Below are 26,362 nucleotides of genomic sequence, written 5' to 3'. Positions count from 1 at the left end.
CCGGCGAGGGCCGGTTCTGTCGGCGGGCGGCGGGATTTCACCGTCCCGCGTGACCGGCCGGGCGCGGCCGTACTCTGGGTGCCGATCACGCTCGGAGTTCGGGAGGAGTACGGATGACCGCCCCCACGGATGTCGCGGCTCGGCTCACCGGGCGGGCCGTCAGGGCGCAACGGCCCCTGTCCGGTGACCTCGCCGAGGTCACCCTCGACGACGGGCGGGTGGTGGTCGTCAAGCCGTCCGACGGGCCCGGGGCCGCGCGGGCCGAGGCGGCCGGGCTGCGGTGGCTGGCCGGTGCCGGGGCCGTGCGGCTGCCGGCCGTGCACGGGCACGAGGAGGGCTGGCTGGTCATCGACCGGGTTCCGCAGGGGCGGCCGGGCCGGGAGGCGGCGGTCCGCTTCGGGCGGGACCTGGCCGCCCTGCACGCCACGGGGGCGCCCGCGTTCGGCGCGCCGCCGCCGGACGGGCCGGCGGACGCGTACATCGGACTCGCGCCGATGCGCAACGAGCCCGGCACCGACTGGCCGGGCTGGTACGCCGAGCAGCGCGTGCTGCCGTATCTGCGGCGCGCCGTCGACCAGGGCACCGTCCGCCCCGGCGAGGCGACCGTCGTCGAGCGGCTGTGCGAGCGGCTGCCCGCACTCGCGGGGCCCGCCGAGCCGCCCGCGCGGCTGCACGGCGACCTGTGGAACGGCAATGTGCTGTGGGCGGCCGACGGGCACGTCTGGCTGATCGACCCGGCCGCGCACGGCGGGCACCGCGAGACCGACCTGGCGATGCTGCGCCTGTTCGGCTGTCCGCACCTGGATCAGGTGCTGGACGGCTACCAGGAGCGGACGCCGCTCGCCGACGGCTGGCAGGACCGCGTCGGCGTGCACCAGCTCTTCCCGCTGCTGGTGCACGCCGTGCTGTTCGGCCGGAGTTACGCGGAACAGGCCCTCGCGGCGGCCCGTTCGGCCCTGGCGGGGTGACCGGTCAGCGCGTGACGACGTGCCGCTCGTCGGGGACGCAGTGGGTCATGGTGAGCCCCTCGACGTCACGCGGCGGGTTCTTGCCCAGCTTGGACAGGCGTTCCCGGTCCTCGTCCGTGAGGTCCTGGCTCGCCAGCGGCTCCAGACCGGCCACGTCCTCCGGGCCGATGCCGAGTCCCTCGCCGACGCGCAGGCCCAGGTCGTTCTCGACCAGCAGGAAGTGCCAGACCATGCGCTCCTGGATCGCCCGGTCGCACCGGGACAGTTGACCGATGAAGTTCTTCACCAGGTCGTCGCGCTCCCAGTCCTCCAGCAGCAGGTAGCGCTGCCCGGCCTGGAGGTAGTCGTTGGTGCGCGGGATGCGCTTGCGGGTGAGCCGGCCGGTGATCTCGGGGCCCTGCTCGTCGTGGGTCGGGTACGCGGCCTCGCGCAGGCCGCCGGTGATCGACGGCTCGTAGTTGACCTGCGGGTTCTCTCCCCCGCCGTCCACGTGGTAGGCCATCTGGCCGTCGCGCTGGTTGGTGCGGACGTCCGCGTTCTTGGCCTGGTTGACGGGCAGCTGGAGGTAGTTGGGGCCGACCCGGTAGCGCTGGGTGTCGCTGTAGGAGAAGGTCCGGCCGACGAGCATCTTGTCGTCGGAGAAGTCCAGTCCGTCGACGAGGACGCCGGTGCCGAAGGAGATCTGCTCGTTCTCGGCGAAGAAGTTCTCCGGCATCCGGTCGAGCACCATCCGGCCCACCGGCTTCGGGGGGAAGTCCTGCTCGGGCCAGGTCTTGGTGTCGTCCAGCGGGTCGAAGTCGAGTTCCGGGTGGTCGTGGTCGTCCATCATCTGGACGAGCAGCTCCCACTCCGGGTGGTCACCGCGGGCGACCGCCTCGTACAGGTCCTTGGTGGCGTGGCCGAGGCTGTCGGCCTGGACGTTGGCCGCGTCCTCCTCGGTCATGCTGCGCACGCCCTGCTTGGGCATCCAGTGGTACTTGACCAGCTTCGTCTCGCCCTCGGCGTTGACCCACTTGTAGGTGTTGACGCCGAAGCCCTGCATATGGCGGTAGTCGGCGGGGATGCCGCGCGGGCTGAACAGGTTGACCAGCATGTGCATGGCCTCGGGCGTCTGCGACATGAAGTCGAAGATGCGGTTCGGCTGCTGCTCGAAGGTCACCGGGTCCGGTTTGAGGGCGTGGATGACGTCCGGGAACTTGATGGCGTCGCGGATGAAGAAGACGCCGAGGTTGTTGCCGACGAGGTCCCAGTTGCCGTCCTCGGTGTAGAACTTCACGGCGAAACCACGCGGGTCGCGGGCGGCCTCGGAGGAGTCGCGGCCGCCGATGACGGTGGAGAAGCGGACGGCCACGTCGGTGCGTTTGCCGCGCTCCTGGAACAGCTTGGCCCGGGTGTAGCGGCTGATCGGCTCGTCACCCCAGGTGCCGTAGGCCTCGAAGTGGCCGTAGGCGGTGACGCCGCGGGCGTGCACGACGCGCTCGGGGATGCGTTCCCGGTCGAAGTGGCTGATTTTCTCGAGGAACTGGTAGTTCTCCAGCGTGGCCGGGCCGCGGGCGCCGACGGTGCGCTGGTTCTGGTTGTCGTAGACCGGATGGCCCTGGCGGTTGGTGAGGACCTTGCGGTCGTCGCCCGGAGCGGGACCGGTGCCGGATACGTCCGTCATATGCGTGGGCTCCTTCGGCTCGGGGCCGGCGGCCGACCGGGTCGGCGCCGCGAGCGGCCGCCCGGCCGGTCGTGGCGGGACGGCCCGGGTACCCGCAGGGGCGGGGTCAGTCACGTCCCACGGGCCTCTCCCGTCAGGAGCCCGGCGGCCGGGAAGGCCGCTCCTCGCACACGGACCGGATCTCCGCGAGGAGGGTGGGGTGGTCCTCGCCGTACGCGGCCACGGCCGCGTCCACCGCGTCGAGTGCGGCCCGGAGCGGGTCGTCCTCGGCGGCGCCGGTCACCGCGGGGAGGGCCATGTGCGGCTGCGAGAGGCGCGGGGCGGGATCCGGCGGGCGTGCGGTGACGACGAGGCCGTACCCCGAGGAGCCAGAGGGCAGTGGCGTCGGCGGGCCGGCGGTGACGACCAGGCCGTACGGCGAGGAGCCGGAGGGCATCGGCATCGGCGGGCCCGGGCGCTTCGCCACGGCGGCCGCCGGGCCCACGACCATCCGCGACGGCGGCATCCGGACGCCCGTGGACCCGGGCGGCTGGAAGGGGGGCCGCTCGGGCGGGACGGCCCGGCCGACGGTCCGGTCGGGGAGGCGCGGGTCGGTGGCGAGGGTCTGCCACATGCGGGTCTCGTCGTCGAAGGGCGGGGGCAGCGGGCGGCCTTCGGCCAGGGCCGTGAGCGCGTCGGCGACCCAGTCGAGGGCGGTGAGACCGGCCGCCTCGCAGGCCCGGCGGGCCGCGAGCAGGGCCACTTTGCGCTGGGTGGCGGGGCCTGCGGCGTCTATGGCGTGGACGAGGGCGGGGTCGAAGCGGAGCAGTCCGCGTACGCCCCCGCCGCCGACGGCGCGCAGGGCCTCGCTCGGCAGTCGTCCGCCCCAGGTCCAGCGCTCGTGGGCGAGCAGGTGTTCGCGCACCGCTGCCTCCTGCGCGAGCCGGGCCCGGCGTTCGGCTTCCGCCCGTTCGGCCGGGGTCGGAGGGGGCGGCAGTTCGCGGGCGTAGCCGTGCCAGTAGGCGGCGCTCCGCGAGGTCTGTTTCAGGACGCGGTCCGGCTCGGGCGGGGCGGGCCAGAACTGGAGGAGATAGCGGTCCCGTTGCGGTTCGTCGTGCAGCCGGGTGTCCTCGTCGCGCGCCTCGTCCATGCCCTGGGCGCAGTACCGCACCCGGTGCTCGGTCTCCGCCAGGCCGAGCGGCCAGGAAGCCTCCCCCGCCCACTGCACGAGCCTGCTGTCCGCCGACGCGGGGCGGAACGACACCTCCACCACGTCCTCCCAGGCCGGGTCCAGCGGCGGTGCCTGCTCGTGCACCTCGACCGTGAACCCGACGTTGCCGGTGTGCAGGCCGGTGTTCAGCCACAGCGCGCCCGGGACCGCCGCCCCGCACAGTCCCGTGCTCTGCCCGGCGAACGCCTCCGCGAGGTCCGGCCCGAAGCCGTCCGGATCGCTCTTGACGTAGATCTGGCCGTAGTGCACATGGACTTCTCCCTCGACCGGCCTGCGCACGATCGGCTCCTCCTCGCCCGGGGATGGAATGGTGAGCTGTCGGCATCCTGGCATCCGCCACTGACAATCGGAGCGCGAGCACGGGAGAGGGGAAGCATGCGGTCAGGCCGGCACGACGAGGTTTCCGCGGGGCTGCGGCACGTCTACTGGATCGGCGGCGGGAGCGGCGCGGGCAAGTCCACGGTCGCCCGCCGGCTCGCCGCCCGGCACGGCTGGCGTCTGTACGCCACCGACGATGCGATGGCGGATCACGCGCGCCGGACCACCGCCGGGGAAGCGCCTGCGCTGCACGCGTTCATGGCCATGGACATGGACGAGCGGTGGGTGAACCGCTCTCCCGAGACCATGCTCGAGACGTTCCACTGGTTCCGGGGCGAGGCCTTCCACCTGATCGTCGAGGACCTGCTGCGCATGCCGCGGGACACCTGTGTCCTCGTCGAGGGCTTCCGGCTGCTGCCGCGCCTGGTGCAACCGCTGCTCACCACTCCCGGGCACGCGGTCTGGCTGCTTCCCACGCCGGAGTTCCGCGAGGCCGCGATCCGGAGCCGTACCGGGCCGGGAGGCGATTTCACGGAGCGGACCGGCGATCCGGCGCGCGCGAGGCGCAACCTCGCGGCGCGGGACCACCTGTTCACGATGTACCTCCGCGAGGAGACCGCGCGTCTGCGCCTGCCGTCGGTCACGGTGGACGGCACCCTGACGGAGGACCGGCTCACCGAGCGGGTCGGCGACGTCTTCCGGCTGTGACCCGCTGGATCACTCTCCTGCGCACTACGTCGTAAAGGAAGGCAGGGTGTACGCGGGCTGAACCGCGCCCTCACGACGAAAGGCCGCCCTCGCGGCAAAAGGCCCGGACGTCGCCCTCCCGGCGGTGTCCGGGCCCTGCGGGCCGGCCGGGCTCAGCCGCCGTCGAGGCGTGCGCGCAGCAGCCCCTTGCCCAGTTCGGCACCCTTGCGGCTGTCCGCCTGGGCCTTGCGGAACAGGTCCGCGACCTCGGTGTCCTTGGCACGCTCCGCGTCCTGGATGTAGCTCTCCAGGCGCAGGGCGTTGCTCAGGCACGCCTCGACGTACCAGATCAGGTTGTAGTCCTTGTCCTGCGTACCGGTCACGCCGCCGGTCTCCGTCTCGCTGGTCATTCGGACCTCCTTCTTGCGGAGCGGACCTCTTCAGGCGCCGGACGGGTACCCGTCCTCCGGACGGACACACAGCCCGTCACGGTCACGTTCGGTGACACCTCGGTCACGACCGTCGAGGCGGGCGGGTCAGACCCGTACGCACCTCCAACTCCCCTCCCCCGTACGGCAATTCCGACAGTTGCCACAGAAACGAACAGACGCCGGTCACTTTCGGAGCGAAGTGGCGTTCCACCGTGCGAGACCGGTCGATGACGGTGTGTACTGTGCTGCGGGTGCCTCGTCAGAGCACCTCGGACTCCGCCCTGCCCGACTCCCCACTGGAACCGCGATGATCGCATTGCCGGACCTGGTCGTCGGCGGCCTCGCCGTCGGCACACTGTCCGCGTTCGCCCTCGGCGGCGGGCTGCTGCGCTCCCGGCGGCACCTGGCCGCGCAGCGCGCGAAGACGGCCGCGCTGCGGGCGCAACTCGACGGCACCTCCCGGGTGTTCACCGCCGAGGTCGAGCATCTGGCGGCGCGGCGCGTGCCCGCGGCGGCCCGGCAGGCCGCGCATCCGCACGTCGCGGTACCCGGCCCGCTGAACCCGCAGCTGGCCGGTTCGCCCCTGGGATCGGCGCTGGAGCAGGTGCTGAAGGGGCTGCACGCCGAACTCGCCGCGCAGCGCACCCGGATCGACGCGGCGGCGCAGGCCGGGATGCGCGGGGCCACCCGGGAGATCCAGGCGGCGCTCTACCGCATGCAGGACGCCCTGCGCGGACTGCAGCAGCGCTACGACGACCCCGAGCTGGCGCAGACCCTGTTCGAGCTGGACCACGAGAACGAGCAGTCGCTGCGCCGCGCGCAGATCGCCGCGGTGGTGTGCGGGGCCTGGGTCGGGCTCGCCCGGGAGGAGTCCCACCTCGTGGACGCGGTGACGGGCGGTCAGGCCCGGCTCGCGGGCTACCAGCGCGTCAAGGTCCACAACCATCTGCCGGCGGGCACCGCCCTGGTCTCCCACGCCGTCGAGCCGGTCGCCATCATCGTCGCCGAGCTGCTCGACAACGCGCTGCGGCACTCCGCGCCCGACACCGAGGTCGTGGTCAATCTGGAGGCCGTCCACCACGGGGTCTGCGTCACCGTCGACGACGCCGGGCTGGGCATGACGCAGGACGAACGGGCCCGGGCCCAGCGGATGGTGGCCGGTTCGGAGCCGATCCTGCTCACCGAGCTCGGCGACCCGCCGCGCATGGGACTCGCCGCCGTCGGCCAGCTGACCCGGCAGTTCGACCTGGGCGTGGACCTGTCCTCCCCGTCCCCGTACGGCGGGGTGCGGGCGGTGCTGCGGGTCGACAGCCACCTGCTGACGCGGATCGACCCCGAGGAACTGCCTCCGGCGGCGAGCGCCCCGCGGTCGACCCGCAGGGCCGCGGTGCGGGACACGGCGAACGGTTCCGCCGCGCCCGGCGGTACCGGACCGAAGGCGGGCGCCCCGGCCGCCGAGGGGTCCCGGCCGGCCACCGCGGTCCCGTGGGACGAGCCCCGTCTCGCCGCAACCCCGCAGGACGAGGCGCGTCCCGCCGCGACCCCGCAGGACGAGCCGCGTCCCACCACGGCCCCGTGGGACGAGCCGTATCCCGCCGCGACCCCCGACCACGGTCACGGCTACGGCACGGACCAGGACGACCAGTCCGCCGCCCCGCCCTCCGACCACCACGGTCCGCGCGACAGCGGCGGCCTCCCCCAGCGCCGCCGCCGCAGCCGGGCCGCGGGCCAGGCCGGCGCACCCGCTCCCGAAGCGGCGCCGCGCCGCCGCCCCGAGGAGGCCGCCGCCGCCCTCGGCGCCCTCCAGTCCGGCACCGCGGCCGCCCGTTCCGCCGCCGGTCCGAACACCGGGGCCGTTCCAGCCGTATCTGATGGTGCCCCGGCCGCGAACACGGCCGGCACGGCAGCCGACGACACCGGCCACGACCGGAACGACGACGAAGGAGGAACGGCTCGATGAGCAGCCGCGCAACGGGGGACACGGCCTGGGTGCTCGAACCGGTCCTGGAGGTGCCGCACGTCGTGGCCGCCGTCCTGCTCACCCGGGACGGGCTCGTGACGGGCTACACCGACGCGCTGTCGCAGCCGTCGGCCGAGCGGGTCGCGGCGATCACCAGCACGGTGCAGGGCGCCTGCCGTACCGCGGCGGCGGCGTTCGCCGACACCGACCGGGCCGACATCCGGCAGGTCGTCATCGAGTCGGACCACGGCTATGTGCTCATCGTGCCGACGGACCACGGCACCTGCGTGGCCGCGTACGGCGATCCCGAGGTGCGCCTGGACCTGCTCGCCCACCGGGTGCACTCGCAGGTGGCGCGGCTGGGCGAGAAGGCGATGGCCGCCGGGCCCCGAGGTGCCGACGGCGACGCTCCGGCATGACCGGCCGCCGAGGCGGCCGTCCCCTGGTTCCCGCGTACCTGTCGACCGGCGGGGTGGCGCGGCCCAGCCGTACCCATCTGGAGCGGCTGTCGGTCCTCACCGGCAGCGGTGAGCGGGCGCCGGCCGAGCTGCCCGCCGCCCAGGCGGCCCTGCTGGAGGAGCTCGAGCACGGGTCGCTGACGGTGGTGGAGGCCGCGGCCCTGCTGCGGCTGCCGGTCTCGGCGGTGCTCGTGCTGGCCGCCGACCTCATCGACCGCGACCTGGTGCTGGCCCGCGCGCCGATCCCGCCCGCCCGGCGTTTCGACCCCGACCTGCTGAAGAGAGTGGCCGATGGCCTCCGCGACCTCAAGCACCCCTGACACCCGGCAGGGCGGGGCGGAGATCCACCTGCCCGACACCGCCCGGGACCTGGTGAAGATCCTGGTCACGGGGCCTTTCGGGGTGGGCAAGACCACCCTGATCCGCTCCGTCTCCGAGATCCGCCCGCTGCACACCGAGGAGCGGCTCACCGAGGCGTCCGCGCAGGTGGACGATCTCGCCGGAGTGCGGGAGAAGTCGACCACCACGGTCGCCATCGACTTCGGCCGGATCAGCCTGCCGGGCGGGATCGTGCTGTACCTGTTCGGCACCCCCGGCCAGGAGCGGTTCCGGGCCCTGTGGGACGACATCGCCTACGGGGCGCTCGGCGCGCTCGTCCTGGTCGACGCCCGCCGGATCGACGCCTCGTTCGACGTGCTCGGGCTGGTGGAGGAGTCGGGACTGCCGTACGCGGTCGCCTTCAACACCTTCCCGGACGCGCCCCGCCACCACACGCCCGAGCAGTTGCGCGCGGCCCTGGACCTGGAACCCACGACCCCGATGGTGACCTGCGACGCGCGGGAGGCGGACTCCTCGATCGACGCCCTGCTCGCGCTGGTCCAGCACCTGATCGACCACCGACCCGCGGAGCCCCGGTGACCCAACCGTCCCCCGCCGAGCAGGCCTTCTCCCTCGCGGCGCCCGTCCGCCTGTGGGAGGACGGCTTCGCCCGCGACCCCCACTCCTACTACGCCGCCCTGCGCGCCCAGGGCCCGGTCGGCTGGGCGGAACTCGCGCCCGGTGTGCCGGCGTACGTCGTCACGGACCGGCGGGCGGCGCTGGACCTGCTGCACGACACGGAGACGTTCTCGCGCGATCCCCGGCCCTGGGAGGCGACCGTCCCCGACGACTCGCCGGTGCTCGGCATGATGCGCTGGCGGCCCAACACCCTGTTCGCCGACGGTGCCGCCCACATCCGCTACCGCACCACGCTGATCGACGCCTTCGACCTGGTGGAACCGCACGATCTGCGGGCCCGGGTGCACCGGGCGGTGCACCTGCTGGTGAGCCGGATCGGGCCGCGCGGTGAGGCCGACCTGGTCGGGGAGTTCACCAGGCCGCTGATGGCGCTGGTGTTCAACAGCCTGTTCGGGCTGCCGGACAGCGCGAGCGACCGGCTCGACGCCGCGATCGGCAAAGTGATCGAGGGCGGCGCGCAGTCCGCGCAGGGCGAGGCCGAGTACGCCGGGTACGTGCTGCAGTTGATCGCCGCCAAGACCGAGCGGCGCGGCGACGACCTGCCGAGCTGGCTGCTGGACCATCCGGCCGGGCTGACCCCCGAGGAGGTCACCTGGCAGGTGTTCCTCACGCTCGGCGCGGGGCACGAGCCGACGTCCAACCTGGTGTCCAACGCGCTGTCCAGGATCCTCGGCAACCCGGACTACTACTCGACGCTCACCAGCGGCGCCCGCCCCGTGTCGGACGCGGTGCTGGAGGTGCTGCACCACGAGACGCCGCTCGCCAACTACGGCATCCACTACGCCCGTACGCCCGTCACCTTCCACGGCGTGTGGATCCGGGCCGCGGTACCGGTGGTGATCTCCTACGGGGCGCTCGCGCAGGCCGCCGAGCAGGAGCGCGGCGCGGACCGCCGCCCGGGTGACGCCTCCCACCTGTCCTGGTCGGCGGGCCCGCACGCCTGCCCGGTCAAGCAGCACACCCTGCTCATCGCCACCGAGGCGATCGAACGACTCACCCAGTGGCTGCCCGACCTCGAACCGGTGCTGCCCCGCGAGCGGCTCACCTGGCGGCCCGGCCCGTTCCACCGCTCGCTGACGGCGCTGCCCGTCCGTTTCACCCCCCGCTCACCCGACCAGCCCGGAGGACGACCGTGACCGTGACCGACCGCATAGCTCTGGACCCGCTGGGCGCCGACATAGCCGGCGAGAGCGCCCGGCTGCGCGCCCTCGGCCCGATCGTGCCCGTGGAGCTGCCCGGGGGCATCCCCGCCTGGGCGCCCACGCGCTACGACACGCTGAAGGAACTCATCCTCGACCCGCGGGTCAGCAGGGACCCCCGGCTGCACTGGCGGCTGTGGCCCGAGATCGGCGAGCATCCCTCGTGGGGCTGGATCCTGGGCTGGGTCGGCGTGGTCAACATGCTCTCCACCTACGGCGCCGACCACACGCGGCTGCGCAAGCTGGTCGCGCCCAGCTTCACGCACCGGCGCACCGAGGCGATGCGGCCCCGGGTGGAGGCGATCACGGCGGAGCTGCTGGACGCGCTCGACGCCGCCGGCGACGAGGTCGTGGACCTCAAGGAGGCCTTCGCCCATCCGCTGCCGATGCGGATCATCTGCGAACTGTTCGGCGTGCCGGAGGCGTTACGGGACGACACCGTCCGGCTCGTCGCGGCCATCATGGACACCTCCGACCCGAGCCCGGAGCACGCGGCGTCCGTGCAGCGGCAGATCGGCACGGTGCTGCCCGCGCTGATCGCGCACAAGACCGCGCACCCCGGTGACGACATGACCACCGAGCTGATCCGGGTCCGCGACGAGGACGGCGACCGGCTCAGCGACGAGGAGCTGCTGTACACGCTGCTGCTGGTCATCGGGGCCGGGTTCGAGACCACGGTGAACCTGATCGGCAACGCGGTCGTCGCCCTGCTGCGCCGGCCCGAGCAGCTGGCAGCCGTGCGGTCCGGGGAGATCGGCTGGGACGCCGTCGTCGACGAGACGCTGCGCGCGCACCCGTCGGTCGCGTCGCTGCCGCTGCGGTTCGCGGTCACCGACCTCACCGTCGGGGGCGTCGAGATCCCGGCGGGTGACGCCATCATCACGACGTACGCCGCCGCGGGACTGGATCCGGAGCACTACGGGCCGGACGCCGGCCTCTTCGACGCCAGGCGCGCCGCCGACGACCATCTGTCGTTCGGGATCGGCGTCCACCGCTGCATCGGCGCCCCGCTGGCCCGCCTGGAGGCCCTCACCGCGCTGCCGGCGCTGTTCGACCGGTTCCCCGGCCTGCGCCTGGCCACCGGCGACGAGGGGCTGCGGCAGGTGCCGTCCTTCATCGCCTTCGGCTGGAGGGAGATCCCGGTACGGCTGCGGGGCTGAGGCCCCGGCGGTACGACGCCTCCCCGGGGCAGCTCGCGGGAGCGCGACCGGTCCCCCGTTCCGGTCGGGCCCCCGCGGTGCCTCGAACTTACGTCCACGGCCGAGGCCTTGTGAACCGCGTCGATGCCCGCTGCGGGCTCAACTGGGCTCACCCGTGCACAGCCGAGTCCGGATGGCCCGGTTTCGTCCCGCCGTGATCCGGCCAACCGGTTGCCCGAGGCGGGTCCCGTCACGCGTGGCGGTGGAGAACCGGCAGGTCGAGGTCGCCCAGGGCGAGGTGGGCGAGCACGACCTCGTACAGGTCGGTGCCCCCGGCCAGCAGCTGGCGTTCCAGGACCGGTTCGGCGCTGCGGACGTGCTCGCGCACGGTCTGCGCGTGCACGCCCAGGGCCTGCGCGGCCCGTTCGGCGTTGCCGCCGGCGGCGATCCAGGTGCGCAGCGTCCGGCGCGGGTTGCGTGCGTCCTCGTCGAGGCGGCCCAGCAGGTTCTGGGCCCAGGTGCGCACGGCCGGCCCGGACAGCAGGTCGGAGAGCCGCGGCCCGGGGTGTTCCGCGTCGCCCGTGGCCTGGGCGTCGGGCAGGCCGATCCGGGTGTTGAGCGCCAGGTGGACGACGGCCCGGACCGTGAGGTCGTCGAAGTCCGTGCCGAGCAGGGTCTCCACGCGTTCCATGCGGGCGCGGACGGTGTTGCGGCTGACGCCGAGGACCTTGGCGGCGTTGACGGCGGTGAACTCCAGGCCCAGGCGGTTGGTGGCGAGGAGCTCGGCGCGGGTGTGGTGCGGCAGGGTGTCGAGCGGGCGCAGCAGGCGGGCCGACCAGCCGCGCAGCGCCACCGGGTCCATCAGGCGTTCGGGGTGGGTGCGTTCGGCGTACACGGCCGTCTTGTCGGGCCGGAAGTGCGCGACGGCCAGGGCGCTGACGGCCTGTCCGTAGGCGGTGGCGGTCCGTGCGAGGCTCTGCCGGACGCTGCCGCCGAGGAAGATGTCCGGGCGCCGTCCGACCAGGGACCGCAGGGCGTCGCCCATGGTGTCGCGGGGGCTGACGACGATCACATGGCCGTCCATGGCCGGGCAGCGCACGACCAGCGCCTCCTCGCGGGTCCGCTCCAGGCACTCCTCGGCGATGCGGTCGCGGTCGGCGGGATCGGACTCCACGACGTACACGCACGCCGTGTCGGCGTCGAGCAGTCCGGGCCAGAGTCCGGCGGCGACGCGGCGGGCGGCGACGGTGTCCTCGACCATCAGCAGTTGCAGGATCGCCAGGCGCAGGTCGGAGGTGGCCCGCCGGAGCCGGTGCCCGGCCGCGGTCGACTCGCCCGCCGTCAGCAGCAGTTCGATCACCTGGGCGGTGTGGGCGACGATGTCGGAGGCCCGCCGGTCGAAGGGGGTATCGCGGGACACGGCCAGCACGCACGCGTGGGACGGGTGCTCCACCCGGATCAGGCGCAGGTGGCGTTCCTGGCTCTCCCAGGCGGCGGAGGCGATGCGGCCTGCGGTCATGTCCGCGACGAGGCCGTCGTCCAGCGGGAACCGGGTGCCGGCCACGAGGTTGCCGGCGGCGTCCTGGAGGGCCACCGACCCGCCCACGGCACCGGCGAGCCACGCGACGACCCTGCGGACGTCGCGTCCGGCCGGGCGCAGGTGCTCGAGCAGTTCCTCCGCCCAGGCCGCACCGCCCGGCGTCCCCTGCCGCCGGTTCCCGTCCTCTCGGCCAGCCACCTCGGCCTTCCCCTCGCTCCTCGCGCCGCCTCCGGCGCACCGGTCGGGGACGTTACCTCACGGCCCCCAGCCTCTCATTCCGGGCCGAACGCCGGACCGGACGCCGGGGCCACGTCCCGGGCGATGCCCCTTGGTCCGGGGCCGGACGTCACCCGCGCACGGGCCTACGTTCCGGGCGATGCCCCTCGGCCCGGGGCCGGACGCCACCCGCGCACGGGCCGGCGACCCGGGCGGCGCCGCCTGGTGAACCCGAGGAACCCGGAGGCTTCCCACGGGGTGCCCGAACAGCCCTGGGGGCCGCGGCCGCGACGGCCCGGCGTCCGCCTCGCCGGGTCCGGCGCCGTGCCGAGCCCTCGCACACCCAGCCCGTACAGCACGAGCCGCGCCCCCGGGCCGTCACCGCCCGGCCCAGGCCCGTGCCCCACCGTGAACACATCCCGTCTCCCCCACCCTCGGTACGAGCGCGGCAGTGCGGACCCCGACACCCCACCCTCCGCGGCCGTCCCACCCGGGCGGCATAAGCTCGGCGGATGGCCAAGTACTACGACGTGCACCCCGACAACCCCCAGCCGCGCACCATCGGCCAGATCGCCGACAGCATCCGCGCGGACGCCCTCGTCGCCTACCCCACGGACTCCTGCTACGCGCTGGGCTGCCGCCTGGGCAGCCGCGACGGCATCGAGCGGATCCGGACGATCCGCAAGCTGGACGACCGGCACCACTTCACCCTCGTGTGCCAGGACTTCGCGCAGCTCGGCCAGTTCGTGCGGGTCGACAACGACGTGTTCCGCGCGATCAAGGCGTCGACGCCCGGCAGCTACACGTTCATCCTGCCCGCGACGAAGGAGGTGCCGCGCATGCTCCAGCACCCGAAGAAGAAGACGGTCGGCGTGCGGATCCCCGACCACGTCGTCACCCAGGCGCTGCTCGCCGAGCTCGGAGAGCCCCTGCTGTCCAGCACCCTGCTGCTGCCCGGCGAGGAGGAGCCGATGACGCAGGGCTGGGAGATCAAGGACCTCCTCGACCACGTGCTCGACGGCGTGGTCGACTCCGGTGACTGCGGCACCGAGCCGACGACGGTCATCGACTTCTCCGGCGGGGAGGCCGAGATCGTACGGCGCGGCGCGGGCGACACCTCACGGTTCGAGTAAAGGGCGCGCCAAGGGCCGTTCACGGATACGCCGCGTGCCGGGGGTGGGCGAAATGCCCCGGGAAGCGGCGTGTCACGATGACCATGATCCGCCCCGTGACGCGGACGGGTTGACGCCCCACACTCCGCAGAGAGGCAGCCCAGCCATGACCGCTGTACAGGGAACCGCTGTCGACATCCGCACCGAGGACGGCATCGCGGACGCGTATCTGGCCCGTCCCGCCGACGGGGCCGCCCACCCGGCGGTGCTGCTCTTCATGGACGCGTTCGGGCTGCGTCCGCAGCTGCGGTCCATGGCCGACCGACTGGCCGCCGAGGGCTACACGGTGCTGGTGCCGAACGTGTTCTACCGGGCCGGCCGCGCCCCGCTGTTCGATCTGCCCGAGTTCATCGACCCGGGGGCGCGCCCCGAGATATTCGAGCGGATCATGCCGGTCATGCAGGCTCTGACGAACGAGCGGGCGATGCGGGACGCCGGTGCCTACCTGCGCTGTCTGGCCGAGTCGCCTGCGGCGGCGGACGGGCCGGTCGCGCTGACCGGCTACTGCATGGGCGCCCGCCTCTCGCTGCTCACCGCCGGCACCTACCCGGAGCGGGTCGCGGCCGCGGCGGGCTTCCACGGCGGACGGCTGGCGACGGACTCCCCGGACAGCCCGCACCTGGTGGCCGGCCAGGTCACGGCCGAGTTGTACTTCGGCCACGCCGACCAGGACCCCTCGCTGCCGCCGGAGCAGATCGACCGCCTGGAGGAGGCGCTGACCGCGGCGGGCGTCCGCCACCGGTGCGAGGTGTACACCGGCGCGCCCCACGGTTTCACGCAGCGGGACACCGCTTCCTACCACCAGGAGGGCGAGGAGCGGCACTGGGCGGCCCTGCTCGACCTGCTGAAGCGCACATTCTGACCTCAATCGACTCTTGGTCAGCAGAAGTTGTTTCCCTACCGGCGGTAAGGGCTTGCTCTCCCCCGATCCCTGCACGTAGACCTTGCTGGACACAGCCGTGACTCGGGGGGAGTTGGCTCATGGACGGCACGGTCGAGGGGTTCCGCTACGGTGCGGTGACCCCGGTGGCGGCTTATCTGATGGCCTGTCTGGGAGGGGCGCTGGGGCTGCGGTGCATCGTGCGCTCGCTGCCGAACGCCCGTTCCGGGAAGCCGGGCTGGCTGGCGTTAGGCGCCGCCTCCATCGGGTGCGGCATCTGGACGATGCACTTCATCGCCATGATCGGCTTCCACGTGGAGGAGACCCGGGTCCGGTACGACGCGGCCACGACGGTGCTCAGTCTCGTCGTGGCCGTCGTCGTGGTCGGCATCGGCGTGTTCATCGTCGGCTACCGCGGCACCAGCGGTGCCACTCTGGCGGTCGCGGGGGTCGTCACGGGACTGGGCGTCGCCGTCATGCACTACCTGGGCATGGCGGCGATGCGGCTGAACGGCGACATCGACTACGACCCGGTCGGGGTCACGCTGTCCGTGCTGATCGCCATCGCCGCCGCGACCGCCGCGCTGTGGGCGGCCGTCACGGTCCGCGGCCTGTGGACGAGCCTCGGGGCGAGCCTGGTGATGGGCGTGGCGGTGTCCGGCATGCACTACACGGGCATGGCCGCCGTCAGCGTCCATGTGCACGACACGACCGGCGGGACCTGGGCCGGCGACTCGCCCCTGTCCCTGTTGCTGCCCATGCTGCTGGGGCCGGTCGTCTTCCTGCTGCTGGCCGGGGTCGTGGTGATGGTCGATCCGCTGCTGGTACTGGGCGAGCGGCAGCCCCCGTCCGGCCGGGACGCCAGGGCGCCCATCAACTCCGTACCGGCGCCCCGCAGTTCGCGGCACGACACGGTGTCGCCCGTCCGGCGGCGGTGAGGAACCCGCCTGCGGATGGCCCGGAGATCGATTGTTACGGTGCACCGGTGTCTGACTCCTCACGCGATACCGCCGAGGGCGCCGGCTGGAATTCCACCGAACACGGCGCCTACCGGCAGTTGATGCCGCGGCAGGTCGAGAAGATTTCCTGGCTCGACCCCCGGATGCTGTGGGCGGCCCGCAACGGCGTGCTGGCCTCCTGGTTCGGGGACCCCACCGGCCGGACCCGCGCCCGGTGGGTGGCCCAGCGTGCGGCCGCCGGGGCACCGGCCGACAAGGTGATCCGGCGCGACGACCCGGACCGCTTCTCGTTCCTGGTCATCGGCGACACCGGCGAGGGCGACGACCCGCAGTACGCGGTCGTGCCGGGCCTGCTGAAGACGGGTCAGGACACCCGCTTCGCGATCCTGGCCAGTGACGTGATCTACCCGGTGGGCAGCGCGGACGACTACGGCACCAAGTTCTTCCGGCCGTACCGGGACTACCGGGCGCCGATCTACGCGATACCCGGCAACCACGACTGGTACGAGGATCTCGGCGGCTTCATGCGGGTCTTCTGCGACGACGCCCCGCCGCTGCCGCCCGAGCCCCGGCCGCGTCCCCTCGGCCGGGCCAGGCTGCGGTCCCTGCTGTGGCACCGGCCGCGTCCGGACGACGGACAACGCCTCGACGAGGCACGGAAGTTGCGCTCGGCTCCCGCCCAGCAGGCCGTCCAGCCCGGCCCGTACTGGGCGATCGACGCCGGACCGGTGCGGATCATCGGCATCGACACGGGCCTGCTCGGCACCCTCGACGCCGAGCAGGGCGCCTGGCTGCGCGAGGTCTCCCAGGGGCCGCGCCCGAAGATCCTGGTCACCGGCTCGCCGCTGTACGTGGACGGCCGGCAGGAACCGTGCGCCATCGAGGGGGGCGGCACGGTCGACGCCGTCGTCCGCGACCCGGCGCACCACTACGTGGCGGCGATCGGCGGCGACATCCACAACTACCAGCGCTATCCGGTCCGGCTGGACGACGGGCGCACCCTCCAGTACGTGGTGGCGGGCGGGGGCGGGGCCTTCATGCACGCCACCCACACCATCCCCCGCGTCGACGTCGCGAACGTCACCGAGCGGGACTTCCGCTGCTACCCGCTGCGCGGCGACTCGCTCGCCTTCTACAGCCGGCTCTACGGCCGCCGCCTGCGGATGCGCCGCTTCTTCACGCTCACCGAGGCCGAGGCGACCGCCGTGATCGCCGAGCGCCTCGGCATCCCGCCCACCCGGGTCCCAGGTGCGGACACGCGCGTGACCCGGCGCGTCCGGCTGGTCGCCGGGCTGCTCGGCACCGGCCGCCGCCCCGACCGGGCCAAGCGGTTCCGGCTGCCCGTGCGGAAGATCTACACCTCGTTGTTCTCGCCGAGCTCGGCGACGTACAGCCCGCCGTTCTTCAAGTGCTTCCTGCGCCTGGACGTCTCCCCCGAGTCGGTCCGGCTGCGCTGCTACGCGGCCACCGGCAACCGCGCCCAGGAGCTCGACCCGCCGGTCGAGGACGAGGTGACGATCCCGCTGCGCTGACCCGCGGCGGGAACAGCGCGGGCCGCCGCCGGGTTGGCACAGCCGTATGCCATTGAACCTCCAGTACGGCATCTCCTCCCCCGCCGCCGTCCTGGCCACCGTCGACCTGCTGTCGGGCGGCCGGCTCAACCCCGGCGTGAGCATGGGCCCGCCGACGCACTTCGACCAGGTCAGGGGCGCCCTCTACCCGGACACGGCCGACGCCGAGGACTTCGGCTACGGGCGAGTGGAGCGGCTGCTGGACTCCGTGCGGGGCAAGCCGGTGACGGACTTCAGCGGGACGGAGGGGTTCGAGACCTTCTCCGACCGGGTGCAGCCGCACTCCCCCGGGCTGGGCGGGCGAGCACGGCATGAACCTCCTCACCAGCAGCGTCGTCAAGGCCGAGGCGCCTCAGGGCCCCTACGACTTCGCGGAGATCCAGCTGGCCCAGATCCGCGCCTTCCGGGCCGCCCACCCCGACGGTGAAGCCGCCCGGGTCTCGCAGGGCCTGGTCGTGATCCCGACCGACTCCGCCTCGCCCGGCGACATGGCGACCGGGCTCGGCCCGGCGCTGGGGTGGCGGCCCGCCGCGTGAGCGTCACCAGCGGCCGGGCTCGCTCCCGGTGATCGCTTCGGACGGCGTGCCGTCCACCCCGGCCGGCACGTCCCCAGCGAGCATCACGCGGTGCATGATCCGCGGGTGGTCGAGGTGGGCGGTGTCGCCCGGGGCCAGGTGCATCGTGGCGCGGTTGTCCCAGAACGCCACGCTGCCCGGCTCCCAGCGGAACCGGACCGTGTACTCGGGCCGGACCGCCTGCTCCAGCAGCATCTGGAGGATCGCGCCGCTCTCGGGCCGGGAGAGGCCGGCGATCTGCTCGACGTAGTAGCCGTTGACGTACAGGATCCGCTCGCCCGTCTCGGGGTGGACGCGCACCAGCGGGTGGAGCGAGGCGACCTGACGGTCCAGCAGGTGCCGGACGTACGCGTCGTCGCCCGGGCGGGGCTGGTAGCCGACGCCGAGCCGGTGCTCGGCCCGCAGTCCGTCGACGAACTGCCGCAGCGGCGCGGAGAGGCCGGCGTACGCCGCCGCCAGGTTCGCCCAGGTGGTGTCGCCGCCGTAGGGCGGGACGGTCTCGGCGCGCAGGATCGTCGCCGCGGGCGGGTCCACGCGGGCGCCGTGGTCGCAGTGCCAGCCGCGCAGCAGGGTGTGGCGGCGGCGCCGCAGCCACTCGTCGTGCTCCATGCCGTACCGCCCGCCCAGTTCCAGCCGGTCGGCGGTCGTCTCGATCTCGGGGAAGTCCGGCGGCGAGGCCTTCCCGCGGCGCGGCAGCACCACCGGCTCCCCGAACCGCCGCGCGAGCGCCACATGCCCGGCGTGGTCCAGCCGCTGCCCCCGGAAGAACACCACCTTCCACCGCAGCACCGCCGCCCGGATCGCCGCGACCACGGTGTCGTCGAGATCCGCGGCCAGATCGACGCCGCCGATCTCGGCCCCGATGTACCCGGCGACCGGCCTCACCTCCACCCCGGCGTCCCGCGCCGCCTCGTCCGTCGTCCGGCTGTCCGTCGTCATGCGCACTCCGCTGGTCGTGGGCGTGGTCCGTCCTTCCCGAAGATCGTGACAGTGATCCCCGCCGAGGGCGACACCGCAGCGGCGTCCTCACACGCTGAACTCGCGGATCACGGTGTTCCGGAACACCGCCCTCCCCTCGATCGTGAAGAGCGCGAGCCCGGTGTCGACCAGGTACGGGAAGGCCGCCGACGAGTGGGTGTACCGGCCGTCGTCCACGAACATCTCCACGGAGGTGCGGTCGACCAGGATGCGCAGCCGCACCGCCCGCCGGGACGGGTCGAACGGGCTGCGGCTCTCCTGCCAGCGGCCCGACATGTCCGGGGACACGCTGGGGCGGCGGTTGAGGAAGGCGTAGTCGCGGTGGACGCCGGCGTCGATGTGCCGGACACCGTCCGGGGAGCGCCGCAGCTGCGCTCCCGCGCCGGCCGACTGGTCCCAGGTGATCTCGCAGGTCAGCTCGTAGGCCGTGCCCCGGTAGTCGAGCACGCGGGTGCCGTCGACCTCCAGGTCGCCCAACCGCACCGTGCGCGAGACGTACCGGTCGAGCGCGGCGACCGGCCGGGACGCCAGGTGGTACGTGCCGTCGGCCGCGCGCTTCAGCGTGAGTTCGCGGACGATCGAGTCGGTGCCGTTGAAGCCGTCGCTGTCGATGGTGGGCGTGATGTGGGCGTAGTCCCAGTTGTTCAGCCAGCCGATCGCGTAGCGGGTCGTCTCGTCGAGTGCGCCGTCGGCGGCCCGCTTGTCGAAGGTGACGGCCCCGTACCAGTCCCAGCCGTGGTCGAGCCACTGCGGCTCGGAGGCGTCGGCGGTGAAGGCGCCGCCGTCGAAGGAGCCCGTCCAGTACGCGTACGTGTTCGGCAGCCCGGCCCCCTTGCCGTTGGCGCTCACCCCGAGCACCCACTTCACCGTGCCGTCCCCGGCGCGGATCCGGAACAGGTCGGGGCACTCCAGCACGCCGATGCCGCTCTTGACGAAGCCGCTCACGTACGTCCAGGACTTGAGGTCGGCGGAGTGGTAGAAGCCCACCTTGTCGTTCTCGGCGAGGGTCATCACCCACCGGCCGCGTTCCTCGTCGCGGATGACCTTGGGGTCGCGGAAGTCGCGCACGCCGGGGTTGGGCAGCACCGGGTCGGTGCCGTACGGGGTGAAGGTGCGGCCGCCGTCGGTGGAGTAGTACAGGTACTGCGCCTGGTCGGCCGGGCCGTCGTGCGGGGACATCGTGGCCAGGACGACGACCGCGCCCGCCCCGAAGCCCGCGGTGTTCTCCGTGTCGACGACCGCCGAGCCCGACCAGACGTCGCCGTTGGGCGTGGTGTCCTTGGGCACGGCGATCCCCCGGTCCGTGAAGGAGACCAGGTCGGTACTGGTGGCCAGGCGCCAGGCGGTGCCGACCTCGCCGGACAGGTAGTCGGCGTTGTGCAGGTAGTAGTAGTGGTACTCCCCGTCGATCCAGACCGGGCGCTGCGGGTCGTTCTTCCACTGCTCGGGGACGGTGAAGTGGTACGCGGCCCGGTAGCTCGTACGGGCCGGCCCGGGCCTTGCCGCGGCCGGGCCCGCCGCGGCGGGGAGCACGGCGCCGGCCGCCCCCACGGCCGACCCGGCGAACAGCGCTCTCCTGGTGATCCTGCCCATCACACTCGTTCCTCTCGTCGGAAACGGCGGCTCATGGGATCAGGACTTTCGGACCTAACTCGTTAAAGGTCAAGCGCCCGCACGCCTTGACAGGTTCTCGTCGCGCTCACATCATCTGGGGCATCAACCCACGGCTAACACGAGTTAGGCCCCTCACACGATGACCGACTCGCACCTCACCCGCCGCGCCCTGCTGCGGTACGGCGCCTACGGCGCGGGTGCCGCCGCCCTGGCCGGCACCGCCGCGAGCTGGGACCGGCTCACCGGAGCCGACATCCCCGGCCGGGACGACGGCTCCCTCGTCGTCGCCACGCTGGGCCCCGCCTACGGGCCGGAGGCCATCCGCACGCTCCGCGAGGGCTTCGCCGAGCTGCACCCCGACATCAAGCTCCGGATCAACGCGGTCCAGGCCGTCGACTGGTCGGACTTCTTCGCGAAGATCCTCACCCAGGTCGCGGCGGGCACCGCCCCCGACCTCGTCTATGTCGCCACCGAGGGCGTGCAGCTGTTCGCGCAGCGCCTCGGCGTCGCCCTGGACAGGTGGGTGAAGCGGGACGCGGCCGAGCTGAAGGAGTACTTCGCCGACGTCCACCCGTCGCTGGTGGAGTCGATGATGTACGAGGGCAGCCTGTACCAGCTGCCGGTGGAGTTCAACGCCGCCGACATGTACTTCAACCGGCAGGTGCTGGAGCGGGCGGGCGCCCAGTTCCCGCCGCCCGACTGGAGCCGGGACGACTTCACGGCGCTGCTGCGGGACATGAAGAGGTCGAGCGGCTCCCGTTTCACGCCGTACTTCTGGACCAACCGGCTGTGGGGCGGTGTGGTGCCCTGGCTGTTCGCCAACGACACCAACCTGCTCGCCGAGTCCAAGGCGCCCGGCGGGCAGTGGCTGTGGGACGGCTTCTACCCGGCAGGGCAGCGCGCGGGCCGCGGCGGGGGCTTCCGCTGGACGACGCCGCAGGCCACGCACGACCGCGTGGAGGAGGTCTACGACTATCTGGCCTCGCTCATCCAGGAGGGCCTGTGCACCCGCCCGGAGGGGGGCAACGGCCAGAACCTCATCGGCGTGTTCTCCACCGGCCGGGTCGGGGTCACCCCGGCGGGCGGCTTCTGGGCGGGCGGACTGCACCTGGCGGGCATGGAGCGGGACGGGTTCGACGTGCAGTACTTCCCGCGCTGGCGCACCCAGCGCATGCAGTACGGCGCGGCCGGCTACGCGTTGCTGCGCACCTCGAAGATGCAGGACGAGGCGTGGGAGTTCATCAAGTACGCCGCCCGCAGGGACACCCTGGAGCGGCTGTTCACGACGAACCAGACGACCCCGGCGCGCCGCTCGCTGCTGACCGCCGACCGCTACGAGAAGTCCGGCCCGGCGAACTGGCCGGTCTTCTACGACACCCTCGACCGGTTCCCCGACACGGGACCGATCCCGGCGCCGCCGCAGGTCGCCGAGGTCGAGCAGGTGCTGTTGAAGCACACCGGCACGGCCCTGGCCTCCCCGCGCTCGGTGCGTCCCGCGCTGCGCCGGATGCAGGGCGACCTGGAGAAGGCCATGGAGCGTGACGTATGACGAACACCCAGATACCGCCCGTGCGCGCGTCCGGCAGCGCGGCCCCGCCGGCCCCGGCTCCACAGCGTCCCCCAGCCCGGGACCGCGGTACCCGCCTGCTGGCCACGCTGTTCCTGGCCCCGACGATCGTCGGCATCGTCGTCTTCACGGTCGTGCCCATCGTCGGCTCGGTGGTGCTGAGCCTCTTCCACTGGAACGTGATCGACCCGCCGCGCTACGCCGGACTCGCCAACTACGGCGAGGTGTTCGGCGACGAGACCGTGCTGGTGTCCTTCCGCAACACGCTGGTGTTCATGGTGCTCGCGGTGGCGCTGCAACTGCTCGTCGCGCTGGTCCTGGCGCTGGCGGTCAACGGGCGGATGCCGGTGTGGCTGCGGTCGGTGTTCCGCTCGGCGTTCTTCTTCCCGCTGGTGCTGTCCGCCGCGTCCATCTCGGTGGTGATGAAGTACCTGTTCAACCAGGACTTCGGGGTGGTCAACTGGCTGCTCGGCTTCGTCGGGATCGCGCCGGTGCCGTGGCTGACGTCGGAGAACGCGGCGATGGCGACGGTCGTCCTGGTCTACGTCTGGCAGCAGTTCGGCTTCTCGTTCCTGCTGTTCGTCGGCGGGCTGAACAACATCCCGAAGGAGGTCCACGAGGCCGCCGCCCTGGACGGCGCGACGGGCCTGCGCAAGCACCTGTCCGTCACCCTGCCGCTGCTGTCCCCGACGCTGCTGGTCGCCTCGGTCGTCGGCATCATCAACGCGCTCCAGGTCTTCGAGCAGCCCTACGTCCTGACCAACGGCGGGCCGGGCGACTCCACCCGCACGGTCGTGATGGTGATCTACGAGAGCGCCTTCGAGCAGCTGCGCTTCGGCGAGGCGTCCGCGGTGGGTGTGCTGCTGTTCGTGCTGATCATGGCGGTCACGGCCCTCCAGTTCCGGCTCAGCCGGCGTTTCGTCCACTACCAGTGAGCCGGGTGAGTCTTCCCATGAGCCAAGCAACCCTGTCCTCCAGCCGCGTGCGGCACGGGCTGGCGCCCTGGGCGCGGATCGCCGGGCTGACCGTGTGCGCGCTGCTCACGCTCGGCCCGGTGGTGTGGACCGTCTCCACCTCGCTGCGCACCCCCGCCGAGGCGTTCGACCTGCCGCCCCAGCTCATCCCGTCCGACCCCTCCACCGAGGCGTACCGTGGGGTGTTCGACCAGATCGACGTCTGGCTGCTGGCGCTGAACTCCACGCTGGTCACGGCCCTGATCGCGGTCGGCCAGATGATCACGGCGGGACTTGCCGGATACGCCTTCGCCCGGCTGGAGTTCCGTTTCAAGAAGCCGCTGTTCGGGCTGGTCCTGGCGACGATGATGGTGCCGCTGCAGGTCACCATCGTGCCGGTGTTCCTGGTCCTGAAGTCGATGAGCCTGACCGACACCCTGCTCGGGCTGATCATCCCGGCGTTCCCGACCGCCTTCGGCACGTTCCTGATGCGGCAGTACTTCCTGGGCATGCCCAAGGACCTCGGCGAGGCGGCGATGCTGGACGGGGCCGGGCCCTGGCGGACCTTCCGGTCCGTGTACGCCCCGCTGGCCGCGCCCGGCCTCGCGATCGTCGGTGTCCTGGCGTTCAACTACCACTGGAACGAGTTCTTCCGGCCGCTGATCCTGGAGACGTCGGGCCAGAACTACACGTTGCCGCTGGGGCTGGTCTCCCTCCAGGGCAACCTCGGCACCGGCTCCATCTCGGTCGTCCTCGCCGGTGTCGTGCTCTCCATGATCCCCGCCGTCCTCGTGTTCGTCGTCGGCCAGCGCCCTCTGCGCGAGGGCATCACGTCCGCAGGAGTCAACCGTTGAGCCTCGCCGCTCCCCCGCAGGACCCGCACGCCCCGCGTTTCCGGGTCCGCCCGCCCGCCCACTGGATGAACGACCCCAACGGTCCCTTCCGCTGGCGTGGCCGCCACCACCTCTTCTACCAGCACAACCCGGACGCACCCGTGCACGCGAACGTCCACTGGGGCCACGCCTCCAGCGCCGACCTCGTCACCTGGGAGCACCACCCGATCGCGCTCACCCCGGCCCCGGGCGGCCCGGACGAGGCGGGCTGCTGGTCGGGGTGCGTCGTCGACGACGGGGGCGTGCCGACGGCCGTCTACACCGGGGTCGACCGGAACCACACCGGCCTCGGCGCGATCTGCCTGGCCCGGGCGGCGGACCCGGACGACCCCGCGCTGACCGAGTGGACTCCCCTGCCCCACCCGGTCGTGACGGGCCCGCCGGAGGGCCTGGACGTGACGATGTTCCGCGACCCGTTCGTCTTCCGGCACGACGGGCGGCGCTGGGCGCTGGTCGGCGCGGGGCACGCGGACGGTACTCCGTCGGTCCTGCTGTACGACTGCGACGACCTGTCCGACTGGCGGTTCGCGGGCGTACTCCTGGACGGCCGGGACCCGGCCGCCCGGGCCGCGTTCGGGGACCGGGCGACCGGCTGGGAGTGCCCGCAGCTGTACGCCACGCGGGGCGGCGACTGGGTTCTGGTCGTGTCGCTGTGGGACGGCAACCCGTGGACGACCGGCTACCTGACGGGCCGTCTGGACGCGGAGCTCCGCTTCGCCGCGCGCACGGGCGGCCGGCTCGACCACGGCCGCGACTTCTACGCCCCCGCCGTGCTCCAGGAGCCGGACCGCGCCCTGATGTGGGGCTGGTCCTGGGAGGCCCGCGAGCAAGGCGATGCAGACTGGGCCGGTGTCCTCACCGCTCCCCGTGTCGTCGACGTCCACCCGGACGGGGCGCTGCGCGTGGCCCCGGCCCCGGAGCTGGACCGGCTGCACGCCGCCGAACCGTTCGTCACCGCCCCGGGCCGGGCCGCGCTGCCGGAGGCGTACGACCTGACCGTCAGCGCCCGTGGCCGCACCAGCGTGAGTCTCCTGCGCTCGGCTTCGGGCGCCGAGCTGACGGTCGCCCTGGATCCGGCCGAGGGCACGGTGACGCTGGACCGGGGCGACTGGCCCCGCACGGACGCCGGGACGCCGATCGTCGTCCGGGTGCCACCGGGCGAGGAGCTCACGGTACGCGTCCTCGTCGACGGCTCCCTGTACGAACTGTTCGTCGGCGACCGCGCCACGATCACCGAGCGTGTCTACCGACGGGCGGACGACACCAGGGAGTTGAGCGTGCCGTCCGGCGCGGCCGTCACCGGATGGGCGCTGGTCCCACCGACGCGCGGCTGATCACCGGGCAGGCCAGGCGCCGCACCGTGGCGGGCGGCGTCCGGCCGGTGGCGATGGCGTCCAGCAGGAGCCGCGCGGCCGTCTCCCCCATCGCCCGGTGGGGCAGCGCGACGGTGGTGAGGGGCGGCGCGAGGTAGGCGGCCATGTGCTCCTGGTCGTCGTAGCCCACCACCGACAGGTCGCCGGGTACGGCGATCCCGAGCCGGGTCGCGGCGTGCAGGATGCCCGCCGCGACCCGGTCGTTGTACGCGAAGACGCCGGTGGGCCGCCGGTCGGCCGGTGCCCCGTCGAGAAGGCGGACGGCGCCCTGGTACCCGCCGGAGATCTCCCCTCCGGTCCGCACGACCCAGTCGCGGGGGACGGTGATGCCCTCGGCGCGCAGCGCGTCGCGGAAGCCGCGCAGCCGCTCCACCGAGGCGATGTCGTCCTGCCCGCCGACGAGCGCGACCCGCCGGTGTCCCTGCTCCAGCAGCAGCCGGGCCGCCGTACGGCCGCCCGCGCGCTCGGCGGGGATGACGGCGGGCAGCGAGTCGTCCTCGGGCAGGCAGTTGGCCAGCACGGAGTGGGTGCGGTGCAGGCCCTCGGGGACGCGGACGCGGCGCAGGGACATGGCCGCGTAGATGATGCCGTCGACGCGCCGGTCGAGGAGTTCGGCGACCGCCGCGTCCTCCTTGGCCGGGTCGCCGCCGGAGTCCACGGTGAGGACCAGGTGCTCGCCGGTCCAGGCGGTGTCCATGGCGCCGCGCAGCAGCCGCCCGGCGAAGGGCGAGGAGGCGATCTCGTCGGTGACCAGGCCGATCACGGCCGTACGGCTGCGGCGCAGGCCGCGGGCGACGGGGTCGGGGCGGTAGCCGAGCTGGGCGGCGGCCTGCCGGATGCGTTCCTGCGTGGCGGGCGAGAGGTTGCCCTCGGCGCGGCCGTTGAACACGAACGACACCGCGGTGTGCGACACGCCGGCGAGCCGGGCGACGTCCCGCGAGGTGGGACGCCCCGATCCCGTCGCCGGCCGCTGCTCGGCGCTGCCCATGCCGTCCGCCGTCCTCATCCCCCACCTGTCCGG

23 protein-coding genes and 1 pseudogene are annotated in these 26,362 nt (G+C 73.2%); 17 read left to right on the top strand and 7 right to left on the bottom strand.

What is annotated here, in order from left to right; genetic code table 11:
- Window positions 1-113 precede the first annotated feature (113 nt).
- A complete protein-coding gene (locus tag IE255_RS33745; RefSeq protein WP_190054212.1) occupies window positions 114-968 on the top strand; it encodes a fructosamine kinase family protein in 855 nt (284 codons plus the stop codon).
- A 4-nt stretch (window positions 969-972) separates the two neighbouring features.
- Here IE255_RS33745 and IE255_RS33740 read toward each other — a convergent pair whose 3' ends face one another.
- Both IE255_RS33740 and IE255_RS33735 read right to left on the bottom strand, forming a co-directional pair.
- Window positions 973-2,631 (bottom strand): catalase, encoded by a 1,659-nt coding sequence (locus tag IE255_RS33740; protein WP_190054211.1) that lies wholly within the window; start codon window positions 2,629-2,631, stop codon window positions 973-975.
- A 133-nt stretch (window positions 2,632-2,764) separates the two neighbouring features.
- On the bottom strand, window positions 2,765-4,120 hold the full coding sequence (locus tag IE255_RS33735) for a hypothetical protein (RefSeq protein ID WP_229906702.1): 1,356 nt from the start codon (window positions 4,118-4,120) through the stop codon (window positions 2,765-2,767).
- Between the two features lie 96 nt (window positions 4,121-4,216).
- Here IE255_RS33735 and IE255_RS33730 point away from each other — a divergent pair, with 96 nt between their 5' ends.
- Entirely contained in the window at window positions 4,217-4,867 is a 651-nt protein-coding gene (locus IE255_RS33730; protein ID WP_190054209.1) for a hypothetical protein, read from the top strand.
- Window positions 4,868-5,019: 152 nt separating this feature from the next.
- Here IE255_RS33730 and IE255_RS33725 read toward each other — a convergent pair whose 3' ends face one another.
- A complete protein-coding gene (locus IE255_RS33725) occupies window positions 5,020-5,256 on the bottom strand; it encodes a hypothetical protein (RefSeq protein ID WP_037939187.1) in 237 nt (78 codons plus the stop codon).
- Between the two features lie 328 nt (window positions 5,257-5,584).
- On the opposite strand from IE255_RS33725, the gene IE255_RS33720 reads away from it, so the two are divergent.
- From IE255_RS33720 to IE255_RS33695, 6 genes are read left to right on the top strand one after another with little or no spacing between them, the layout of a single operon-like run.
- On the top strand, window positions 5,585-7,237 hold the full coding sequence (locus IE255_RS33720; protein WP_190054208.1) for an ATP-binding protein: 1,653 nt from the start codon (window positions 5,585-5,587) through the stop codon (window positions 7,235-7,237).
- Entirely contained in the window at window positions 7,234-7,656 is a 423-nt protein-coding gene (locus IE255_RS33715) for a roadblock/LC7 domain-containing protein (RefSeq protein WP_190054207.1), read from the top strand. The genes IE255_RS33720 and IE255_RS33715 overlap by 4 nt, the downstream gene beginning before the upstream one ends.
- Window positions 7,653-8,015, top strand: a complete 363-nt coding sequence (locus IE255_RS33710) for a DUF742 domain-containing protein (protein WP_190054206.1) — start codon at window positions 7,653-7,655, stop codon at window positions 8,013-8,015. The genes IE255_RS33715 and IE255_RS33710 overlap by 4 nt, the downstream gene beginning before the upstream one ends.
- A complete protein-coding gene (locus tag IE255_RS33705; RefSeq protein ID WP_190054205.1) occupies window positions 7,987-8,613 on the top strand; it encodes a GTP-binding protein in 627 nt (208 codons plus the stop codon). The genes IE255_RS33710 and IE255_RS33705 overlap by 29 nt, the downstream gene beginning before the upstream one ends.
- On the top strand, window positions 8,610-9,848 hold the full coding sequence (locus IE255_RS33700) for a cytochrome P450 family protein (RefSeq protein WP_190054204.1): 1,239 nt from the start codon (window positions 8,610-8,612) through the stop codon (window positions 9,846-9,848). Before IE255_RS33705 ends, IE255_RS33700 begins: the two co-directional genes overlap by 4 nt.
- Complete coding sequence (locus tag IE255_RS33695; RefSeq protein WP_190054203.1) at window positions 9,845-11,071, top strand: cytochrome P450 family protein; 1,227 nt, start codon at window positions 9,845-9,847, stop codon at window positions 11,069-11,071. The genes IE255_RS33700 and IE255_RS33695 overlap by 4 nt, the downstream gene beginning before the upstream one ends.
- 229 nt (window positions 11,072-11,300) lie before the next feature.
- Here the strand turns inward: IE255_RS33695 and IE255_RS33690 are convergent, their stop codons facing one another.
- Window positions 11,301-12,788, bottom strand: coding sequence for a helix-turn-helix domain-containing protein (locus IE255_RS33690; protein WP_190054202.1), 1,488 nt, complete (start codon window positions 12,786-12,788; stop codon window positions 11,301-11,303).
- A gap of 530 nt (window positions 12,789-13,318) precedes the next feature.
- On the opposite strand from IE255_RS33690, the gene IE255_RS33685 reads away from it, so the two are divergent.
- The 5 genes and pseudogenes from IE255_RS33685 to IE255_RS33665 form a co-directional block, all read left to right on the top strand.
- Window positions 13,319-13,939, top strand: a complete 621-nt coding sequence (locus tag IE255_RS33685) for an L-threonylcarbamoyladenylate synthase (protein WP_190054201.1) — start codon at window positions 13,319-13,321, stop codon at window positions 13,937-13,939.
- A 145-nt stretch (window positions 13,940-14,084) separates the two neighbouring features.
- Window positions 14,085-14,840 (top strand): dienelactone hydrolase family protein, encoded by a 756-nt coding sequence (locus IE255_RS33680; protein ID WP_190054200.1) that lies wholly within the window; start codon window positions 14,085-14,087, stop codon window positions 14,838-14,840.
- A 119-nt stretch (window positions 14,841-14,959) separates the two neighbouring features.
- Complete coding sequence (locus IE255_RS33675) at window positions 14,960-15,796, top strand: MHYT domain-containing protein (RefSeq protein ID WP_190054199.1); 837 nt, start codon at window positions 14,960-14,962, stop codon at window positions 15,794-15,796.
- 47 nt (window positions 15,797-15,843) lie between these two features.
- On the top strand, window positions 15,844-17,349 hold the full coding sequence (locus IE255_RS33670) for a metallophosphoesterase family protein (RefSeq protein WP_190054198.1): 1,506 nt from the start codon (window positions 15,844-15,846) through the stop codon (window positions 17,347-17,349).
- Window positions 17,350-17,404: 55 nt separating this feature from the next.
- Window positions 17,405-17,882 (top strand): annotated as a pseudogene (locus tag IE255_RS33665) (LLM class flavin-dependent oxidoreductase); the annotation flags it as partial.
- A gap of 45 nt (window positions 17,883-17,927) precedes the next feature.
- On the opposite strand, the gene IE255_RS33660 reads toward IE255_RS33665, so the two are convergent.
- Both IE255_RS33660 and IE255_RS33655 read right to left on the bottom strand, forming a co-directional pair.
- Window positions 17,928-18,902, bottom strand: coding sequence for a TauD/TfdA dioxygenase family protein (locus IE255_RS33660; protein ID WP_190054197.1), 975 nt, complete (start codon window positions 18,900-18,902; stop codon window positions 17,928-17,930).
- An 87-nt stretch (window positions 18,903-18,989) separates the two neighbouring features.
- Window positions 18,990-20,534 (bottom strand): glycoside hydrolase family 32 protein, encoded by a 1,545-nt coding sequence (locus IE255_RS33655; protein ID WP_190054196.1) that lies wholly within the window; start codon window positions 20,532-20,534, stop codon window positions 18,990-18,992.
- Window positions 20,535-20,694: 160 nt separating this feature from the next.
- Here IE255_RS33655 and IE255_RS33650 point away from each other — a divergent pair, with 160 nt between their 5' ends.
- From IE255_RS33650 to IE255_RS33635, 4 genes are read left to right on the top strand one after another with little or no spacing between them, the layout of a single operon-like run.
- Window positions 20,695-22,104, top strand: coding sequence for an extracellular solute-binding protein (locus tag IE255_RS33650; RefSeq protein WP_190054195.1), 1,410 nt, complete (start codon window positions 20,695-20,697; stop codon window positions 22,102-22,104).
- Window positions 22,101-23,057, top strand: coding sequence for a carbohydrate ABC transporter permease (locus tag IE255_RS33645; RefSeq protein WP_190054194.1), 957 nt, complete (start codon window positions 22,101-22,103; stop codon window positions 23,055-23,057). Before IE255_RS33650 ends, IE255_RS33645 begins: the two co-directional genes overlap by 4 nt.
- A 17-nt stretch (window positions 23,058-23,074) precedes the next feature.
- Window positions 23,075-23,929 (top strand): carbohydrate ABC transporter permease, encoded by an 855-nt coding sequence (locus IE255_RS33640; RefSeq protein WP_190054193.1) that lies wholly within the window; start codon window positions 23,075-23,077, stop codon window positions 23,927-23,929.
- Window positions 23,926-25,302 carry a glycoside hydrolase family 32 protein gene (locus IE255_RS33635; protein ID WP_190054192.1) on the top strand — a complete coding sequence of 459 codons (1,377 nt, stop codon included), beginning with the start codon at window positions 23,926-23,928 and terminating at the stop codon, window positions 25,300-25,302. Before IE255_RS33640 ends, IE255_RS33635 begins: the two co-directional genes overlap by 4 nt.
- Here the strand turns inward: IE255_RS33635 and IE255_RS33630 are convergent.
- A complete protein-coding gene (locus IE255_RS33630) occupies window positions 25,265-26,329 on the bottom strand; it encodes a LacI family DNA-binding transcriptional regulator (RefSeq protein WP_190054303.1) in 1,065 nt (354 codons plus the stop codon). The genes IE255_RS33635 and IE255_RS33630 overlap by 38 nt on opposite strands.
- Between the last annotated feature and the right edge of the window lie 33 nt (window positions 26,330-26,362).

This window comes from Streptomyces lomondensis (assembly GCF_014651035.1).
In the GTDB taxonomy this organism is placed as follows: Bacteria; Actinomycetota; Actinomycetes; order Streptomycetales; family Streptomycetaceae; genus Streptomyces; species Streptomyces lomondensis.
This window is presented reverse-complemented; position numbering and strand designations above follow the sequence as displayed.